Origin of the sequence: Synechococcus sp. Cruz CV12-2-Slac-r (assembly GCF_024346075.1) — a bacterium.
Classification (GTDB): domain Bacteria; phylum Cyanobacteriota; class Cyanobacteriia; order PCC-6307; family Cyanobiaceae; genus Synechococcus_D.
This window is the reverse complement of record NZ_JAGQEK010000004.1, coordinates 1-18,090: the sequence shown is the minus strand read 5'-3', so window position 1 is coordinate 18,090 and position 18,090 is coordinate 1. Positions and strand designations below refer to the sequence as shown.

The following is an 18,090-nucleotide window of genomic DNA, read 5'->3' as shown; positions in this document are numbered from 1 at the left end:
TCACGCAATTTCTTTGTGGCGGTGAGCTCCCCCAGCCAAACCAATCCAGCCCGATTGCTTGTGGTGGAAGACGACGAAACAATTCGCGAAACCATTACTGAAGCCCTGATTAATGAAGGGTTTGTGGTGGATGCAGTAGCCACTGGCAATGGAGCCCTTGAGCGTTTTAAGGGCAGCCCGGATCAGCTGCCCTTCGATTTAGTGCTGCTCGATTTAATGCTGCCTGGAGTTAGCGGCCTAGATGTGTGCCGCTATGTGCGTCGCCGGGGCTTCTCAACACCGATTTTGGTTGTAAGCGCCCGCGATTCCGAAACAGACAAGGTGGTGGGGCTTGAGGTGGGGGCGGATGATTACTTAATTAAACCGTTTGGCATGCGGGAATTGGTGGCCCGTTGCCGCGCTTTGCTGCGCCGCAGCGGCAGCAACGGCGACAGTGGCGAAAAGCAAGTATTGCGCCATGAAGACATCACCCTCTATCCGGAGGAATGTCGTGTTACCCGCGGCGGCAAGGAGGTAAATCTTTCCCCCAAGGAGTATCGCCTGCTTGAAATGTTTATGCAAAATCCAAAGCGGGTTTGGAGCCGCGATAAATTATTAGAACGAGTTTGGGGTATTGATTTTATGGGTGATAGTAAAACTGTAGACGTACATATTCGCTGGCTAAGAGAGAAATTAGAAACCAATCCGAGCGCTCCTGAATTTATACTAACTGTACGCGGTTTTGGTTATCGTTTCGGATGATATTTGGTTTAAAAAAGTTATGGCGCAAGCCCAATTGCTTGGATGCAGAACAATTACTCGGCTGGCTTGAGGATTCACCTCAAGGGCTGTTGGTTTTGGATCCGTGGAACCGCTTGCAGCATATAAACAGTAGGGCAAGGCGCCTCTTAAATCTATCCAACGCATCGATACTGTCAAATCGCTACCTTCTAGAAGTAGTGCGCTGCCATCAATTAGACGCTGCGGTGGCTGAAGCACGCCGCAGCAACAGCAGCCAAAGAGTTAGCTGGAATGCCACCGCCGTGAGCGCTACTCCACTTGAACCGGAAAACATCAGTTCTGAGCCCTTGGAGGCCCTCGCAATCCCTGGCGCAGGGGGTTGGATTGGTGTTTTTGTGCAAAGTTGCCAGTCTTTGCAATCCCAACAACAACAGCAGGAGCGCTGGATTAGCGATGTAGCCCACGAATTGCGCACCCCACTCACTGCCCTATCGCTTGTAACCGAATCCCTTGCCCAAAACCCCAACAAAAAGCAGGTGGTTCAGATTGAGCGATTACAGCGAGAACTAGATCGTTTACAGCGCTTAGTTTCAGATCTATTGGAATTAAATAAACTTGACAATCCATCTCTAAATAACACTGAAAGCAGCATAAAAATAGTAAATATTCGTGATTTAGTTGGCAAAGCATGGCAAACAATTGCTCCATTAGCAGAGCAGCATCAGATTGATCTTGTGCTCGAAAGCAGCAATGCCCACCCCGTAATGGGTAATCAAACTTTATTACACAGAGCCCTATTAAATCTGCTTGATAATGCCTTGCGTTTCAGCCCAGATGAAACCGAAATCAACGTTAAACTTCAGCTTGAAGGTCGTTGGCAGCGCATAGAAATTAGCGACCAAGGCAATGGTTTTAGCCCGGAGGATTTGCAACATATGTTTGAACGATTTTATAGAGGTGATCCATCCCGAGCCAGTGCCAAAAGGGTGGGCAGCGGCCTTGGTTTAGCAATCGTGCAACAGATCGCAATAGCCCATGGGGGCCATATCCGCGCCCGCAACAACAGCAGTGGTGGTGCATTGTTGGTTTTGTCGTTGCCCGTGAGCCCATGAGCCGTTTACGGTTGCAAAAATTACTTTCTGCCGCTGGGGTGTGCTCCAGGCGCCGCGCTGAGGAGCTAATGCTTCAAGGCCGCATTTTGGTAAATGGGGTGCGGGCAAAACCAGGCGACCAAGCCGATCCAGCAATTGATCGCATTGAAATAAATGGCAAGCCACTCCCTGCCAAGGCTTCCTGCTGCACCTTGCTGCTGCACAAACCAAGGGGAGTGCACAGCACCTGCCACGACCCAATGGGCAGACCCACGGTTTTAGATCTGCTGCCGCCGGATCTAGCGAGGGGGCAAGGGCTCCACCCAGTGGGGCGCTTGGATGCCTTTAGCCATGGGGCTCTGCTGCTTAGCAACGATGGTGAGATCACCCTCAGCCTCACCCACCCCCGTTTTAATCATCCCAAGCGCTATTTGGTGTGGGTAGAGGGGAACCCCAGCCCTCAGGTATTGGAGCGCTGGAGCAAAGGGGTGCCCCTTGATGGGATCGCTAGCCGTGCGGTATTTGTGGCATTAAAGGAACATGGCAGGCGGCGCAGCTTGGTAGAAATTGAGATGAAGGAGGGGCGTCATCGTCAAATTCGCCGCACCGCGGAATTATTGGGCCACCCGGTTTTAGATCTGCAGCGTTTATCAGTGGGGCCAGTGCAATTAGGTGATCTGGAGCCTGGAGCCTGGCGATGGTTAAGTGAAAGCGAAACCACTGCCCTTGCCAAATTATTAAATCCCCCTGAACCCGATTACGAACAATCCGAAAAGCCAAAGCGTTTCCGTGGCCAAAGTTAAAAGCAACCAAAAGATTTCCGTAAAGCAGCAACAGCAGGAAGCTGCATTGCGTTCCTTTGGCCTGCGCTTGCAGCGGGAAAGGGAACAGCAAAACCTCAGCATGCGCCAGCTAGCCCTTGATACGCGAGTTAGCACAGCTGTGCTGGAAGCCCTGGAAAAAGGCTGGATTCAACGGCTGCCGGAAGCTGCTTTTCTTGGCACGATCCTGAAGAAACTGGCGGAACGCTTAGCGCTTCCAAAAACAGAAGTTGCAGAAGTAATTAAGACAGCTTTACCCCCAATCCACAAAAGCTCAGTGGGCGGAGATGATACCTTAACTGGTTTCACCCTTGGCTCGATCGAACTATTTAGTACCTGGCAAGGCACTATTGCCTATGGAACATTGCTAATGGCGCTCATCTACGGCCTAAACCTTCAACAACAACAATTAATTAGATCCGGCAGTTTCAGCCCTGCTCCGATTGCACCGCAACAAGGCCTACAAAGAGAAGCTCAACCGCTCACTAAATTGCTGCAGCTTTACCCAGAACTAAGACCTCTGCCATAAAGCTTGCCTAGTTGTTGCAGCCCCTCAAGATGGCCCCTCAAATTGGCAATTGGTTGATCCAATCGCCATTTCCAATTTCCGCTTGCTGTGCCTGGAGTATTGAAACGGGCCTGATCATCAAGGCTCATCAGATCCTGCAGCGGCACCACTGCTAAATCTGCTGTGGATCCAAGCGCTAACCGCAACAATTCCCAACCAGGGGATTCCACCGGATGACCCAAAAGATTTTGCAGTTGCTGTTTCACTGCATCTGATTGTTGCTGCCACCAGCCCCTTGCTGTGGCGTTGTCGTGGGTGCCGGTATAAACAACCCAACTACCAGTGCCAAAGTTTTGAGGTAGGTAGGCATTAGTTGGATCAGCTTCAAATGCGAATTGCAACACCTTCATGCCAGGGAGATCAAAACTTTCCCGTAGAGTGTCTACATCAGGGGTAATTACACCAAGATCCTCAGCCACAAGCGGCAAGGGGCCGGCGCAACGGCGGCTGAGCTTTTTCAGGATTGCTTGCCCAGGTGAAGGCAGCCATTCGCCAGCTTCAGCTGTGCTATCGGCACCAGCCACACTCCAAAAACCGGCAAAGGCGCGGAAGTGATCAAGCCGCAGCAAATCAAATAACTCCAGCTGCCTTTCAAGCCGCTGCAACCACCAACGGTAGCCATTTAAACGATGACGGCTCCAGCGATATACAGGCGTAGACCAAAGCTGACCGGTAGCTGAAAAATAGTCTGGCGGTACACCACTTTGTTGAGCAAGGCTGCCATCGGGATTAAGGCTAAATAAGCCCGGCTTACTCCACACATCAGCGCTGTCGTGAGCGCCATAAAAAGGTAGATCACCTAGTAATTGCACGCCGCGCTTTTGGCTGTGGGCGCGCAATGCCTGCCATTGCTGCTGCAACTGCCACTGCTGTAGAGCCTCTTGCTGCAGCAGTGGCGCCTCCTGTTCGTCTAGTTGCTGAATTACAGCTTTATGGCGAGCGGCATAGGCTTTAGGCCACCGCCACCAAGGGGCCCCCTCAAAACGGCGGTGCAGCACCATGAAGCGGCAATGATCTTTTAACCAAAACTGCTGCTGCAAGCACCAGCGGCTGAAGCTTTGATCGAGAGCTGATTGGGGCTCCAGCTGATCGGGATCTAAAAATTGCGGATTAAGGGCAAAACCGCTAGGGGAGCTGTAAGGGGATCCAGTGTTATCTGTTGGGGCAAGCGGTAAAACCTGCCACACCTTCACTTGATGATCGGCAAGAAGATCGATCCACTCAAGGGCCGCTTGGCCAAAGCAACCGCTAGAGCCAGGGCCAGGCAAACTGGAAACATGCATCAATACACCGAATTGGCGCTGGCCCCCCAGCAGCTTTAAGAGATTGCTCATAGCTGAGGTAGGCGGTAGCGGTTCACAATCTTGCGGGCAAAGGGGGGCAGATGGCTTTCCACCATGTGGGGATGATGGCGCTTTAACCACAGCGCATTTCTTGTGAAGTGGGAATCAATAGAGAAACGCGCATATTCCAAGCCTTTAGGCCCCACTTTTTGCACAACAAAACCCACTAGTTCCGCCAGCCAACCGGGCAGTTTCAGGGCTTTGTCGTATGCCTCTATGCCCTGCTGCACAGCTTGCCTGCGGTTACCTGCACTCATCACAGGTTGGGTTTGTAATTCCTTCTCAACAAGATCCAAAAGCTGCTGGCCACGGTTGTTACGCACCACTAACCATTGCCAGCGAAATGGCGCTCCCATGTAACCCACCACTAAATCAGCAGCGGCATTTACGTAGTCAAAACAGCTAAGGCAACTGGGGGCAAACACCTCCTTAAGTTTTGGTGTGTCGAGGCCAAAAAAGGGCACAGTTTCTTTACTGCCATCGCTGTGGCGAAAGTGAATTCGAAAATCCTGCATAAATTCGTAGTGCACCACTGTGTCTGGGGAGCGACTACTGGAATTCAAGAAGGTTTGCAAACCAGCCCTGCTCACGTTGTCTACGCAAGGCAAACCCAACACATAAAGCTCTTCGAGGCCAAGACTGCTTTGCACCGCCCTTAGCGCCTGGGTTTGACAGCCCACACCCACCACAAGTAAGCGACGGATGCCACTGCCAGGTAGCTGTTCCAGCACCGAAAGGTTGTTGGAAAGAGTTGGTTTATTTACCCGTGCTGCGCGCACCTCAGCAACGCTGCGGGCAAGCACCGGCACCGGCGTAAAACGATCATCTGGGCTTTGCTGCACGCAGACAACCGCATCAACGAGCCCCTGCTCTAGGGCACGTTCACCGATGCTGCTAACGATGCCAGTCCACTGTGCCCCCTCCAGCCCAGGTTCAAGCCTGCCGCACAACATGCGCTGGAAAACACCGAAATAAAGCTCATCCTCGTTATCAAGCTTGCGGCTGCGGCCATGGGCTTGGAATTCCAGCTGATCAAATTGTTGATGTATGAAGGCGCAGGCCTGGCGCACATAGGCCACCCAGCGGGTATCGCAAAGGCCGCAATCACTGCAAAGCTGCTTGGCTGGCCTAACCGTGCCACGGGCCATGGGGCGGGCCCTTTCGTGGGGAGCAAATGTCAATGCACACGAACTCGCGCTCAGGCCCCAAACTATCGGGCATGGTTACCGTTTCGCCGCCTTCAAACAAACAACCTTGGCAGCAACTGCGGCGGCGCAGCCGGGTGCTTTGGCGGCTTGGAGTTTTAACTGCTGGGATCGGCCTGGGTGCAGTTCTAGGGGGGCAACTAATTCCTCTGAAGGCACCCAAGCCAATCGAGGATCTACAGCCGGCCATCAGCCGCCTTGCAGATCCGCCCGGCCGGCCCCAAACCCTGCTACTACTTGGCCTTGATAGCGAAAAGATCAACGCCAAAAACCAAGCCCTAGCCCAGGTGCAGCTGTTACTTATGGCGCGGGTGCATCCAGCAGGGGGCCTAGAGCTGCTGCAGATCCCAAGCGAATTAGCGGTGCTACTGCCGGGCCAGCAAAAATTGCAACCGCTAACGGATCTCTATCGCCAGGGGGGTGTTGCCTTAATTGCAGATGTGGTGGCTCAATTGCTGGCAAATGGCGGTGAACCCGTGCTGCCAGATCGCTACCTATTGATACCAAGGGGTGCCATGCAGGAAGCAATTAATGGCATCGGCGGGCTGCCCTTCAACATTGAAACCGCCATGAGATATCAAGATAAAAAAAGCAAATTAAAAATTGAATTAGATGCGGGCCAGCAATGGCTAGGGGGCGCTCAGCTAGATCAACTATTGCGCTTTCAAGGCCCTGATCAAGGTGATAGCGGTAGGCGCCAACGCCAACAGCAACTTGTGTTGCCCCTGGCAGAGCGCCTGGCTGATCCCAATGTTGTGCCAAAACTTCCCGCTTTATTACTAGGGCTTCGCTCAAAGTTCGATACAAATCTGGGCCATGGAGAAATGCTCAGCCTGCTGGCCGCAGGGCTAAAAAATCCGGATTTAATCAGCCTCAGCCGGCTACCGCTTAGCAGCACATCTGGGCCGCGCCGCCTTGATCAACAACGGGCCACCCCCCTGCTCGAGCTTTGGCATCAAGGCCAAAGCCCAACTTCAGAAAATTCCTTAATAAACCTTGAAGGCGCAGAAGGAGAAAGCACCACAAGGGCCCTCGAGCTGCTTCAAGGGGCAGGCTTAATCGCGCAGCTGAGTATCAACAGCGCAGAACAGCAACGGCAACGCACATTGATCCTGCACGGCCGCAATCCAAAGCAGGCCCTGGCAGTGCGAAAAGTGCTCGGGGTTGGGGAACTGCAACGGGGGCCTTTGAGCCCTGGCGCCGAGGTTGAAGTGTTGCTTGGCAAAGATTGGCTCGTTAAAAAGCCCTAGGCCAAATCGAGCTGCCGCAGCCTTTGCTTCATCAGAATTGCCAATGGGGCTGTGAGAGCAAGGGCCTGGCGATCCCCTGGCTGCCAATTACCTAACCAAGCCAAATTCTCTTGCCGCCGCTGTTGAGGCTCCCAATCCCCCCCCACCTGCAATAAGCCCACAAGAGGTACGCCCGCCTGTTTCAGCAACGCCTGATGCAGTGCTGCCTCGCCATGCAGCCGCGGCCCGCCAGGTAAAACCAAAAGTGTTGGCAGCCGATGGGCGGCAAGGGGTTCAACCCAATCCACCAATTCCAGATCATCTGGCAGCACCCAAAGGCGCTCTTCCCCAAACTGCAATTGAGGGTTTGCAGCGGCATTATTCAACCAGCGCAGAGGGCCCCAACCCATGGAGCCACAGGCCCAAGCGAAGGGGGCAACCACGGCACTGGCGTGGGGAGCGCAAATTAACAAAACATCCATTTGAGGCGGGATAGAGGGCTCGCTTCTACGATCGGGGCTCATCATCACAATCACAGCCCAAGCGCCGTGACGAGATTTTTGGCCACCGAACGCAGTATCACCAGCCTCCATCCTGGCGACGGCAATCGTTTGCGGTTGTTTAGCGGCAGCGCAAACCCAGCACTTGCCAATGAAATTGCTGCTTATTTAGGTATCCCAGACGGACCTCGGGTAAGCAAAAGCTTTGCTGATGGTGAGATTTACATCCAAATCCAGGAATCGATCCGCGGTTGCGATGTGTTCCTGGTGCAACCCACCTGTGCGCCGGTAAACGACCACTTGATGGAACTGCTGATCATGGTGGATGCCTGCCGTAGAGCGTCGGCGCGTCAAATCACAGCAGTGGTTCCCTACTACGGCTACGCAAGGGCAGATCGCAAAACAGCGGGTAGGGAATCGATTGCTGCAAAATTGGTAGCAAATTTATTGCTTGCCTCTGGGGTTAATCGGGTGCTGGCGATGGATCTGCACTCATCCCAAATACAAGGTTATTTTGATATTCCCTGCGATCACATCTACGGGGCACCGGTACTGGTGGATTACCTAGCCACCCGCGACCTAGGTGAGGTGGTGGTGGTATCACCCGATGTGGGTGGAGTTGCAAGAGCGCGAGCTTTTGCAAAGCGGATGGATGATGCTCCCCTAGCGATTATTGATAAACGCCGTTCTGCTCACAACGTGGCTGAAAGCCTCACAGTTATTGGTGATGTGAAAGGTAAAACGGCAGTTTTAGTAGACGACATGATCGATACCGGCGGCACGATTTCAAAAGGGGCGCAACTACTGCGGCAGAGGGGCGCTGAACGGGTAATTGCCTGCGCCACCCATGCGGTGTTTTCACCGCCAGCTATTGAGAGGCTTGCTGAACCAGGCTTATTTGAAGAGGTGCTGGTTACAAATAGCATTCCAATACCTGCAGATCAATACTTCCCACAACTGCAGGTTCTTTCTGTAGCAAATATGCTCGGTGAAGCGATTTGGCGCATTCATGAAGAGAGTTCTGTGAGCTCAATGTTTCGTTAAAAAAGATGAACTTAATCGCAAAACTATTCGCGAAAATACATATCCCGAAGCGATCCAGCCTGCTTTTACCTCTGTTCATTGGAGCTAATGCTTATTTTATAAATCCCGCCATAGCAAATTCAAACCGAGTTGGGGTATGGCTTACTAATACTCCAAGCCCGCTCTATTACGAAGCAACTCGTATTGATCGGGCAGTGAATGAGTTAGCTGATGCAGGATTTAATACTCTTTACCCAAATGTATGGAGCCGTGGCACCACCTTCCATCGCTCAAAATGGGCACCTATGGAGCCGGCTCTAGCAACGCGTTCACCTGATTTAGACCCGATCTGCCGGATGACAGCCGTAGCCCACAAAAGAGGCTTACAAGTTATTCCTTGGTATGAATATGGCTTAATGGAACCGGGTGATGCAGCGGTTGTTAAACAAAATCCCGATTGGATCTTAAAGAAGATAGATGGTTCCCCTTACTACGCAATGCACGGAGCAAACTTAAAAACATCTCCTTTAAAAGATTTAAGGGTGTGGTTAAATCCAGCCCACCCTGGAGTGCGAGAGCGATTTATTGGTTTAATCACCGAAATCGTAGAGCGATGCAAAGTTGATGGGGTTCAGCTAGATGATCATTTTGCCTGGCCTGTGGATTTAGGTTACGACGCTTACACAGCAGCATTATATAAACAAGAAACAGGCCTTGAACCTCCAGCCGATTACACAAATCGCGCCTGGATGACCTGGCGTCGTCAAAAATTAACCGGGCTATTGGTGGAATTGCGCCAAGCCCTACAACGCAGTAATGGCAATGGCAGGATCAGTTTATCGCCAGGTCCATTTCGCTTTGCTTACAACAAGTGGTTGCAGGATTGGGAGATCTGGTCTGTGAGGCGATTGGTGGATGAATTGGTAGTTCAAAATTATGCATATTCAGTGCGCGGATTTGAACAAGATCTCAATCAACCAGCCCTCGATCGTGCCCGCAGCTGGGGTATCCCAATTAATATTGGCGTGCTTGCTGGTTTTGGTGGGCGCAGCACAGATACAAACACTCTGCGCAAAAAGATAGCACTTAGCGCCGAGAGAGGATTTGGTGTTATTTACTTTTATTGGGAAGGTTTATGGGGGCAATACGCTGGTAAAGAAGGAGGAGAAATACGTAAAACAGTTCTTAATCAAGTGCACCGCAGCTTATACCCAGATCCGTTCCCAAACTCAAATAATCTACGCACAATTAGGTAACTTTTTTTTACAACCCTAAACATTGACGCGTAATTTCTTGGCTGTTGGCTGAATGCAAACGATCAAGGAGCCAATATAAAGTTTTTTGCATCTGATCTTTGCGTTGGGGGCCATAGTTGCGCCAACCCATGAATAATTTTAAAAACCGCGAAGCGGCAATTGGATTTTGCACATCGAGTGCCACTAGTTGATCAGCCAGCCAGCGATAGCCACTGCCATCTGGTTTATGAAAAGACTGAGCGCAGCGGGCAAATCCGCCTAACACCGCCCGCAAACTATTCGGTGCTTGGGGATCAAAGCGAGGATGGCTCAACAGCGCTTCTGCCCTGGCGATCGCATCACCAAAAGGGGCAGAAGCTTGCAGGGCAAACCAGTTGTCAAGAATTACAGGCCGCTCAAGCCAGCGGCTTTGAAATACTTCCATGGCATCGCTGCGCTCTGGGCAATCCCACGGCTGTAGAGCAGCAAGCGCTGCGCGGGCAAGGGTCATAGAAGAACCCTCAACATGCTGGATAAGCGAAAGCTCCGTTGGCTTTAAACCACCTGCCACAAGCCAGCTCCAAGCCAACCCCAACAGCTGCCTCTGCCCTACGCCTGCGGGCCAGAGCTGCTGAACCGGTTGTGCTAATTGGTGGCAAAGCACCTGTAATTGGCTGGCTAATTCACGGCCAAGCCAGATCTTGCGCTCTAGCAAAGCCCGCTCTAAAGCAGGAGGATCTGGAGTTATCTCCAGCTCTAAGCAGGCGGCCTCCAATTCCTCTAGAGCAGGAGCTTGCAACAACGCCACCAGCAAGCGCGGATCAAAACTTTGTTCAGCACTAATTTGTTCAGCACTAATTTGTTCAGCACTAATTTGATCAGCTAGAAATTGTTTGCAGATGGCCAGCAGGCTCTCTTGCTGTTCTAAGGAGGGTTGCAAAAGACAACGTTGCCAAAGTTGTTGAGCACTATCCCAACGGCTAAAGGCATCGCTTTCATGCAAAAGCAAACGTTTTAAATCGTGATTAGAACGCTCAAACTGCAAACGCACGGGCGCAGAAAAACCACGCAGCACTGAAATTAAAGGGGGCTGATCGCCTGGGGGTAAATCGTTGAATTGCCACTGCTTAGAAGCAGCATCTAAAACAAGCAGCTGCTCTTTAAGCAGCTCTCCGCCGCCAGCAATCAAGGCGATGCTCACCGGGATGGGTACCGGCTTTGTTGAGCTTTGGTTTGCAATTAACGGATACGACTGGCTCAACAGCAGCTGCAATTGACCAAGGCTTGAATCCCACTGCTGCTTGATCGCTAGCACTGGGGTGCCAGCTTGTTGATACCAAAGCCGAAATGAAGCCAAAGACTTAGATGAGGCCGCCTCAAGGGCCTGCAAAAACTCTTCACAGGTGGCAGCTTTACCATCATGACGCTTTAAATAAAGTGCAACCCCTGCCATAAAATCATCTTTACCCAGCAAAGTTTGCTGCATCCTTATGAGTTCTGCTCCCTTCTCATAGATGGTAGTGGTATAAAAATTATCGATAGCTATGTATTGATCAGGCTGCACTGGATGGGCTGTGGGGCCACTGTCTTCAGGGAATTGATAGGCTCTTAACATGGCCACATCTTCAATCCGCTTCATGGCATTGCCATGGAGATCAGCGCTAAATTGCTGATCTCTAAATACCGTTAATCCCTCTTTTAATGAAAGCTGAAACCAATCGCGGCAAGTAACTCGATTGCCGGTCCAATTGTGGAAATATTCATGGGCTATTACGCTTTCAACACTTTCAAGTTCTGCATCGGTTGCAGTTTCTGCATCGGCTAATACCAACTTAGAGTTAAAAATATTAAGGCTTTTATTTTCCATAGCGCCCATGTTGAAATGGCGCACCGCAACAATATTGAACTCCTCAAGGTCGTATTCCAATCCATAAACCTGTTCATCCCAGGCCATACAACGTTTCAAGCTGGCCATTGCATGGCCGCAGAGCTCTTGATCACCATTTTCCACATGAATTCGTAAGCGCACCTGCTTGCCAGATGCGCTCAAGAACTGATCAGCCACTTCCACTAAGGGGCCAGCTACCAATGCAAAGAGATAACAGGGTTTAGGAAATGGATCGTGCCATTCGGCGTAATGGCGATCACCAGGTAATTCACCTGTGGCGATGCAGTTGCCATTACTCAGCAATACTGGTGCCCATTGGCGGCCAGCTTCAATTCGCACCCGATAGCTACTCAACACATCGGGGCGATCAAGAAAAGGGGTGATTCGCCTAAACCCCTCAGCTTCACATTGGGTGGTGAATAAATCACCACTGGTGTAGAGCCCCTCAAGGCTGGTATTAGCCGCGGGTTGTAAACGGCTGAGGCTGCGTAAACAAAAACTGGTATGCGGCAGGATTCCAGCTTCTAAACGCAGCACACCTGCACTGTGCTGCCAATGGCAATCAGCCACTGGTAAACCGTCAATACTGAGCTCTAGCAGCTCTAGGTCTAGGGCCTGAAGTTCTAAGGGGTCCCCTGGGGCTAAGCCATTGGGCGTAATGCTGAGCTGGCAATCCACCAGGGCTTTATCTGGAAACAATTGCACCAGCAATTGCACTTGCTCGATCAGCACCGTTGGGGGCTTGTAATCGATTAATCGGATCGGCACTACCGCTGCGCCAGGGGAAAGCATGGTTACTTAGCTGGCTTGCCTTGCTGCTGCAGCGCCTGCTTTACCTTGTCGCGCACATCTGCTGGCATCAGATCTGGGCAAACTTGAGAAACACCAATCAATACTGAGTTGATCGAACCTTTACGCAACTCTTCTAAGGGCAAAGCTTTTGCCCCTAACTGCTGAATCGCGCCACCGTTTTGCCCCTGAAGCACCTGGGTAAGCGTTTCACCAGCAATACCGATCGACTTATTGAAATCGACTCCGTTGGCTGCCGCGATACAAGCATTTAGAGCTGAAATCCTGGTGTAGAGGGTCATTTCAGCCTCGCTTGCCGGCTTTGGACCCACTTGAGCTTGCACCGCAGTAATTGAGCTAAAAGTTGAAAGCGCCAGCAGTGCAGACGCGGAGATCAGCTGACGCAACACCACAAACTTCTTACTTAGTACCAATCCATGTTGCACCATTCCCTTCATTCAGCCTCAATTGTTGTTCCACCGCTTTCAATGCGGATCTCGTGGTGCACCTCAGCAACCTCCAATTCCCCATTACGCCAGGAATAAATCGATCTGCTCCGGTAGCAATCTTGGGCTACTAGGCGGATGTGCTCAAGGATGTCCCATTCCTGGTAATGGGATTCAAAAACCAATTCGTGTTCATCCACCTGACGGATCTGGCTTTTAGTTGGAGAGCCACTAAAAAAACCACGGCTGCGGCGCAACTGGTGGCCGCAAAGGAATGCCTCCATGGTGCCTGTGGGCACAAAGCGTGGTTGTTTTTCGAAAAAGTTGTGTTCCTTCTCCGGCCACCAGCTAAAGCGGTAAGCGGCATCACCCTCCACCGGCTCACTAAAAGCTTCGATCCGAAGCAGCACATCAATTTTAAGTGACTCATCATCGCCAAAAACGTATTGACGGCGAGAACGCCAAAGCCCCAAATTGCGGGAAAACCAGCGGCGCAGGGAGCTATCGAGATTGATGCGGCTGGGGTCTTGCTTGATCAAACCCAAGGCCATCAAAGTGTGGTTAAAAAGGAATAATGAAGCCGATTTTGCCTTTTTAGGTATGTAAATCAGATTTTTTTAATAGTGTGGGTCAAATATCTGAATTTTGTAGTGCCCGGCCAGGGAGAAACAACTCAACAACAGGTCTTAAACCTGCTGCTGCTGGCGGGCCCCAACCAATTGGCGGGTGCGGATTTAAGAGCTCTGCTGGAATTTCTTGAGGAGCAAAAAGGAAATTTTGAGCTCACCCTCACCATTGCTGATCCGCAAAAGCAACCAGAACTGCTGGAGTTGCATCGCTTGGTTGCCACCCCTGCATTAATCAAGCTAGATCCACCGCCCAAACAGGTATTTGCTGGTAATGCAATCCGGCGCCAAATGGAAAATTGGCTCCCACGCTGGCGCCAACTGGGCCTTGTAAGCGGCCTTGGCATGGGCTTGCGAACGGCGGAACCAAGTGGCGGACTCAGCCAGAGAGAATTGCAGCTGGAAGATCAGTTATTGGTGCTGCGGCAAGAAAATGAAACCCTCACCTCACGGCTTGGGGTTCAGGAACGTTTGCTGCGCATGGTGGCCCATGAATTGCGCACCCCCCTCACCGCTGCAAATTTGGCTTTGCAGAGCTTCAGACGCAATCAAATTGATAGCGAACGATTTTTTGATGTGGTGGATCGCCGTTTAGACGATATTGAGCAGCTTTCAAAAGACCTCCTGGAGGTGGGAAGCACCCGTTGGGAAGCAATGTTTAATCCTCAACGCTTACCGCTAGCGCCAATTGCTGCTGAAGCGATTCTTGAGCTGGAAAAACTTTGGGTAAACCGTTCTTTGGAGTTGCACACCGATGTGCCAGGAGATTTACCCGATGTATACGCAGACCAAAGACGGATGCGGCAGGTTTTGTTGAACTTGATCGAAAATGCCCTCAAGTTCACCCCTGATGGGGGCCAGGTGAACCTTTCATTGCTTCACCGCACCAGCCAGTGGGTGCAAGTGAGCGTTAGCGACACCGGACCCGGCATCCCAATGGAGGAACAGCAACGAATATTTCAAGATCGGGTGCGGTTACCACAAACAGCAGCGCAAGCTTCCGGCTTTGGGGTGGGTCTTTCGGTATGTCGCCGCATTGTGGAAGTACATGGCGGACGCATTTGGGTTGTATCTGCCCCTGGTGAAGGTGCTTGCTTTCATTTCACCGTGCCGGTGTGGCGTGGTCAAAGTGACTGAATACTTGACTCAAGGTGAGTTGCCTGTATAGGCTCAATTCTTGCCAATTAGGCCTTGCCCCCATCGTCTAGAGGCCTAGGACACCTCCCTTTCACGGAGGCGACAGGGGTTCGAATCCCCTTGGGGGTATCATTTAATTGGCACAAAATTGAGATGGCCGCGCGCCAAAAAACTTCAACTTGGATATCAAATAGCACCTAAAAATATTGATGTTAATTAATACACCATTATATTTTAGCTAAATCTTCAGTTAAACAATTTCCGCAAGTTTCACTGCCTGAGCTCTACGCAAGGCCTCAAGGGCAACGCATCGCAAATTTGTAGCCAAGTCTTCCCGCAATCTTTGCTCTATCAAGGCAATTGGCATACCAATGCAAGCCTGAACAAGTAATTCGTAGCGCAATCTCACCCCATCAGAGGTTTTAACCACTGTCCATGCCCCTTCAAAACGGCGAAAATCGCCCGAAACCATCCTAAAACTAAGAATTCCTTCAGCGCAGCGCTCCTGCAATTCGAGGCGAACGCTTGCTGAAAAGCTCAGACCTACAAATTTCTGGCTTCCCACCTGCTCCACCTTCACGAAAGAACCATCGCGGCTCAACAGCCTGGAACTAACCAAATTTGGAATAAAGGTGGGAAGGCTCTCATAGTCTGTAAGCACTTGCCACACAGCCTCCTCAGCTAGGGGCAACCTGAGCTGAGCAGCAAGGCGGCGAGTAGCCGAGGGCAGGCGTTCAATTTCCTGCTCGATGGGCTCGGAAGGAAGCGTAAGTAGAGGAGGGGGCTGCAAGATTTAATAGCGGCCTGTTGGCATGAGCTGCAACGTTAAATACAATAACTGTGTTTTCTTCCTAACCGAATGATCCCGAGGAAAGGGATACAACTGAAGCCGAGCAGGGCAGTTCCTATAGTTAAAAAGCGACACCTCGAACCATGCGCGTCCTTCCAGCTTCCTGCAACCTTGGCGATAACCGCATGTTCACAATCGAGGTGAGCCACTTGGCCGGCGGCAGCGTGCGCCGCAGCGTTAAACAAATGCTCGTGAGCTACAGCTCATTAACTGCCGTATTGCAAAACATCAAAAATTGCGGCGCCAATATTCTCAGCATCACCCCCCACCAGCAGCCGATTACCAATTCACACTCCTCCCCAAAAGCAACCGTGACGGAAACCCCAGCTCCAGCAGTAAAAGCAAAAGCCCATGCTGATGTGCCCGTAAACCTTTACAAACCAAAAGATCCTTTCCTTGGCACTGTTACCGACAACTATTCACTGCTAGCTGAAGGGGCTATCGGCCGCGTAAATCACATCACCTTCGATCTATCTGGGGGGAACCTTCACTACATCGAGGGGCAAAGCATCGGAATTATTCCCGATGGCGAAGATGCCAACGGAAAACCAAATAAGTTACGCCTCTATTCAATCGCCTCCACTCGCCACGGCGACAACCTCGAGGGGAGCACTGTCTCATTGTGCGTGCGTCAGCTGGAATATAAAAACGATGCAGGGGAGCAGATCTACGGCACCTGTTCCACTTTCCTCTGCGACATTGAGCCCGGCGCAAAGGTAAAGATCACTGGACCGGTGGGCAAAGAAATGCTCTTACCGGATGAGGAAGATGCAAACGTGATCATGCTTGCAACAGGTACCGGCATCGCACCAATGCGGGCCTACTTACGCCGGATGTTTGAACCTGGCGAACACAACAAAAATTCAGGTTATAAATTCAAAGGAAAAGCTTGGCTGTTTATGGGTGTGCCCAAAACACCAAACCTTCTTTACGAAGACGATTTCAGCCGCTACCTCACGGAATATCCCGAAAATTTCCGCTACACCAAAGCAATCAGCCGCGAACAACAAAATCCCAGCGGCGGCCGCATGTATATCCAAGATCGGGTAACAGAGCATGCCGATGAAATTTTTGCCCTGATCGAAAATCCCAAAACCCACGTTTACATGTGCGGTTTGAAGGGCATGGAACCCGGCATCGATGAGGCCATGAGCGCTGCCGCAGCCAAACGCGGCCAGGATTGGAGTGTGCTCAGGCCAGCCCTTAAGAAGGCAGATCGCTGGCATGTGGAAACCTATTAAATCTGTTTCAAATCTGCAGACAGATAGACCATTCACCTTCTGTTCACCTCTAACAGGCAACCTGTAAGAACTCGGCGAACACCTCTGCAAATGACGGCATCTCTCACTAACCCCCTCCGTGTTGGTCTGCGGCAGGAACGAGTAATTTCGCCGCAATGTTTGGTGATCTTTGGCGCCAGCGGCGATCTCACCCACCGCAAATTGATCCCAGCCTTATTTGAGCTATTTCGCCAGCGGCGCTTGCCGAGCGAATTTGCAATCTTGGGTTGCGCCAGGAGGCCCTGGAGCGACGCTGAATTTCGCTCAAAAATGGAGAAATCCTTAGCAGTAGAAATTGCCGCTGATCCAGAAGCCTGGAAAACTTTTTGTGATGGTCTTTTTTATGAGCCGGTGGATCTTCAGATTGATGAAGATTTGGTGCGCCTTGGGAAGCGGCTTGAGCAGATAGATCGCCTGCGGGCCACCCGCAGCAATCGCACTTTCTATATGTCGGTGTCGCCTAATTTTTATGGCAGTGGTTGCCGAGCCCTGGCTGCTGCTGGCCTGCTAGCGGATTCAAAACGCAGCCGGGTGGTAATCGAAAAACCCTTTGGCCGTGATTTTGCTAGCGCTCAAGACCTAAATCGAATCGTGAACAATTGCGCCAAGGAAAACCAGATCTTCCGTATTGATCACTACCTCGGCAAGGAAACAGTTCAAAACATTTTGGTGCTGCGCTTTGCAAACACCATCTTTGAACCAATCTGGAATCGTAATTACATCTCCAGCGTGCAAATCACCGCAGCTGAAACCGTTGGGGTTGAAGAACGGGCTGGTTATTACGAGAGTGCCGGTGCCCTGCGGGATATGGTTCAAAACCATCTCACCCAGATGCTTGCCCTCACGGCCATGGAACCGCCTGGGCGTTACGAGCCGGAATCAATCCGCAACGAAAAAGCAAAAGTGCTGCAGGCAGCTCGCTTAGCAAATGAAGCAGAACCCTGGAAGTGTTGCGTTCGCGGTCAATATGGCCCCGGTGGCAGCAGCGCTGATCCCCTTACGGGCTATCGCCAGGAGCCTGGCGTTGATCCCAACAGCACCACCGAAACCTATGTGTCGATGAAATTATTCATCGATAATTGGCGTTGGCAGGGGGTGCCCTTTTATTTACGCACCGGCAAACGCATGCCTAAGCGCCTCAGCGAAGTGGTGCTCACCTTCCGCGAAGCACCTGTGCATTTATTTGACTCCGCGGGAGCTGGTCCCACTGCAAACCAATTGATTCTGAGAATTCAGCCCAATGAAGGTGCTGATTTTCGTTTTGAGGTGAAAGCCCCTGGCTCCGGCATGCGCAGCCGGCCGGTAGATATGGATTTCTCTTACGACGAATCCTTTGGCG

Annotated in this window: 17 protein-coding genes and 1 tRNA gene; 11 read left to right on the top strand and 7 right to left on the bottom strand. The window is 51.4% G+C overall.

The window, feature by feature from the left end:
- Positions 1 to 15 precede the first annotated feature (15 nt).
- Genes KB557_RS00995 through KB557_RS00980 form a run of 4 tightly spaced genes read left to right on the top strand, consistent with a single transcriptional unit; the run spans position 16 to position 3,161 of the window.
- A complete protein-coding gene (locus KB557_RS00995; RefSeq protein WP_255130931.1) occupies positions 16 to 741 on the top strand; it encodes a response regulator transcription factor in 726 nt (241 codons plus the stop codon).
- Positions 738 to 1,832 (top strand): cell wall metabolism sensor histidine kinase WalK, encoded by a 1,095-nt coding sequence (locus KB557_RS00990; protein ID WP_255130930.1) that lies wholly within the window; start codon positions 738 to 740, stop codon positions 1,830 to 1,832. Before KB557_RS00995 ends, KB557_RS00990 begins: the two co-directional genes overlap by 4 nt.
- The gene (locus KB557_RS00985) at positions 1,829 to 2,614 is read left to right on the top strand and encodes a pseudouridine synthase (protein ID WP_255130929.1); all 786 of its coding nucleotides are present in this window, start codon (positions 1,829 to 1,831) and stop codon (positions 2,612 to 2,614) included. The genes KB557_RS00990 and KB557_RS00985 overlap by 4 nt, the downstream gene beginning before the upstream one ends.
- Positions 2,601 to 3,161, top strand: coding sequence for a helix-turn-helix transcriptional regulator (locus KB557_RS00980; protein ID WP_255130928.1), 561 nt, complete (start codon positions 2,601 to 2,603; stop codon positions 3,159 to 3,161). Before KB557_RS00985 ends, KB557_RS00980 begins: the two co-directional genes overlap by 14 nt.
- On the opposite strand, the gene malQ is transcribed toward KB557_RS00980, so the two are convergent.
- Together malQ and KB557_RS00970 are read right to left on the bottom strand one after the other, a co-directional pair.
- Entirely contained in the window at positions 3,134 to 4,534 is a 1,401-nt protein-coding gene (gene malQ / locus KB557_RS00975) for a 4-alpha-glucanotransferase (protein ID WP_255130927.1), read from the bottom strand. The genes KB557_RS00980 and malQ overlap by 28 nt on opposite strands.
- A complete protein-coding gene (locus KB557_RS00970; RefSeq protein WP_255130953.1) occupies positions 4,531 to 5,691 on the bottom strand; it encodes a Coenzyme F420 hydrogenase/dehydrogenase, beta subunit C-terminal domain in 1,161 nt (386 codons plus the stop codon). Before KB557_RS00970 ends, malQ begins: the two co-directional genes overlap by 4 nt.
- Positions 5,692 to 5,762: 71 nt before the next feature.
- On the opposite strand from KB557_RS00970, the gene KB557_RS00965 reads away from it, so the two are divergent.
- Positions 5,763 to 6,998 (top strand): LCP family protein, encoded by a 1,236-nt coding sequence (locus KB557_RS00965; protein WP_255130926.1) that lies wholly within the window; start codon positions 5,763 to 5,765, stop codon positions 6,996 to 6,998.
- Here KB557_RS00965 and KB557_RS00960 read toward each other — a convergent pair.
- A complete protein-coding gene (locus KB557_RS00960) occupies positions 6,995 to 7,420 on the bottom strand; it encodes a hypothetical protein (RefSeq protein ID WP_255130925.1) in 426 nt (141 codons plus the stop codon). The genes KB557_RS00965 and KB557_RS00960 overlap by 4 nt on opposite strands.
- 105 nt (positions 7,421 to 7,525) lie before the next feature.
- On the opposite strand from KB557_RS00960, the gene KB557_RS00955 reads away from it, so the two are divergent.
- Together KB557_RS00955 and KB557_RS00950 are read left to right on the top strand one after the other, a co-directional pair.
- Positions 7,526 to 8,521, top strand: a complete 996-nt coding sequence (locus tag KB557_RS00955) for a ribose-phosphate pyrophosphokinase (protein WP_295473547.1) — start codon at positions 7,526 to 7,528, stop codon at positions 8,519 to 8,521.
- A gap of 5 nt (positions 8,522 to 8,526) precedes the next feature.
- Positions 8,527 to 9,756: a glycoside hydrolase family 10 protein gene (locus tag KB557_RS00950; protein WP_255130924.1), complete on the top strand. Its 1,230-nt coding sequence runs from the start codon at positions 8,527 to 8,529 to the stop codon at positions 9,754 to 9,756.
- 7 nt (positions 9,757 to 9,763) lie between these two features.
- Here the strand turns inward: KB557_RS00950 and pepN are convergent, their stop codons facing one another.
- From pepN to KB557_RS00935, 3 genes are read right to left on the bottom strand one after another with little or no spacing between them, the layout of a single operon-like run.
- Positions 9,764 to 12,415 (bottom strand): aminopeptidase N, encoded by a 2,652-nt coding sequence (gene pepN, locus KB557_RS00945; protein WP_255130923.1) that lies wholly within the window; start codon positions 12,413 to 12,415, stop codon positions 9,764 to 9,766.
- Positions 12,416 to 12,417: 2 nt separating this feature from the next.
- Positions 12,418 to 12,870, bottom strand: a complete 453-nt coding sequence (locus KB557_RS00940) for a cAMP phosphodiesterase (protein WP_255130922.1) — start codon at positions 12,868 to 12,870, stop codon at positions 12,418 to 12,420.
- Positions 12,867 to 13,409, bottom strand: a complete 543-nt coding sequence (locus KB557_RS00935) for a hypothetical protein (protein ID WP_295473556.1) — start codon at positions 13,407 to 13,409, stop codon at positions 12,867 to 12,869. The genes KB557_RS00940 and KB557_RS00935 overlap by 4 nt, the downstream gene beginning before the upstream one ends.
- Before the next feature lie 99 nt (positions 13,410 to 13,508).
- Between KB557_RS00935 and KB557_RS00930 the strand changes: the two genes are divergently transcribed.
- Positions 13,509 to 14,621, top strand: coding sequence for a histidine kinase (locus tag KB557_RS00930; protein ID WP_255130920.1), 1,113 nt, complete (start codon positions 13,509 to 13,511; stop codon positions 14,619 to 14,621).
- A gap of 56 nt (positions 14,622 to 14,677) precedes the next feature.
- Positions 14,678 to 14,750, top strand: a tRNA-Glu gene (locus tag KB557_RS00925).
- Between the two features lie 121 nt (positions 14,751 to 14,871).
- On the opposite strand, the gene KB557_RS00920 is transcribed toward KB557_RS00925, so the two are convergent.
- A complete protein-coding gene (locus KB557_RS00920) occupies positions 14,872 to 15,414 on the bottom strand; it encodes an SRPBCC family protein (protein WP_399218448.1) in 543 nt (180 codons plus the stop codon).
- Between the two features lie 140 nt (positions 15,415 to 15,554).
- Here KB557_RS00920 and KB557_RS00915 point away from each other — a divergent pair, with 140 nt between their 5' ends.
- Entirely contained in the window at positions 15,555 to 16,712 is a 1,158-nt protein-coding gene (locus KB557_RS00915) for a phycobilisome linker polypeptide (protein ID WP_255130918.1), read from the top strand.
- A 90-nt stretch (positions 16,713 to 16,802) separates the two neighbouring features.
- Positions 16,803 to 18,090: glucose-6-phosphate dehydrogenase (zwf, locus tag KB557_RS00910; RefSeq protein WP_255130917.1), on the top strand; the 1,288-nt coding region annotated here is incomplete at its 3' end.

What these genes read in the sequence shown, in the direction of transcription:
- KB557_RS00915 (WP_255130918.1), top strand. Translation starts at nt 15,555, where the DNA reads ATGCGCGTCCTTCCAGCTTCCTGCAACCTTGGCGATAACCGCATGTTC.
- KB557_RS00965 (WP_255130926.1), top strand. Translation starts at nt 5,763, where the DNA reads ATGGTTACCGTTTCGCCGCCTTCAAACAAACAACCTTGGCAGCAACTG.
- KB557_RS00935 (WP_295473556.1), bottom strand. Translation starts at nt 13,409, where the DNA reads ATGGCCTTGGGTTTGATCAAGCAAGACCCCAGCCGCATCAATCTCGAT.
- KB557_RS00940 (WP_255130922.1), bottom strand. Translation starts at nt 12,870, where the DNA reads ATGAAGGGAATGGTGCAACATGGATTGGTACTAAGTAAGAAGTTTGTG.
- KB557_RS00985 (WP_255130929.1), top strand. Translation starts at nt 1,829, where the DNA reads ATGAGCCGTTTACGGTTGCAAAAATTACTTTCTGCCGCTGGGGTGTGC.
- pepN (WP_255130923.1), bottom strand. Translation starts at nt 12,415, where the DNA reads ATGCTTTCCCCTGGCGCAGCGGTAGTGCCGATCCGATTAATCGATTAC.
- KB557_RS00950 (WP_255130924.1), top strand. Translation starts at nt 8,527, where the DNA reads ATGAACTTAATCGCAAAACTATTCGCGAAAATACATATCCCGAAGCGA.
- KB557_RS00970 (WP_255130953.1), bottom strand. Translation starts at nt 5,691, where the DNA reads ATGGCCCGTGGCACGGTTAGGCCAGCCAAGCAGCTTTGCAGTGATTGC.
- KB557_RS00990 (WP_255130930.1), top strand. Translation starts at nt 738, where the DNA reads ATGATATTTGGTTTAAAAAAGTTATGGCGCAAGCCCAATTGCTTGGAT.
- malQ (WP_255130927.1), bottom strand. Translation starts at nt 4,534, where the DNA reads ATGAGCAATCTCTTAAAGCTGCTGGGGGGCCAGCGCCAATTCGGTGTA.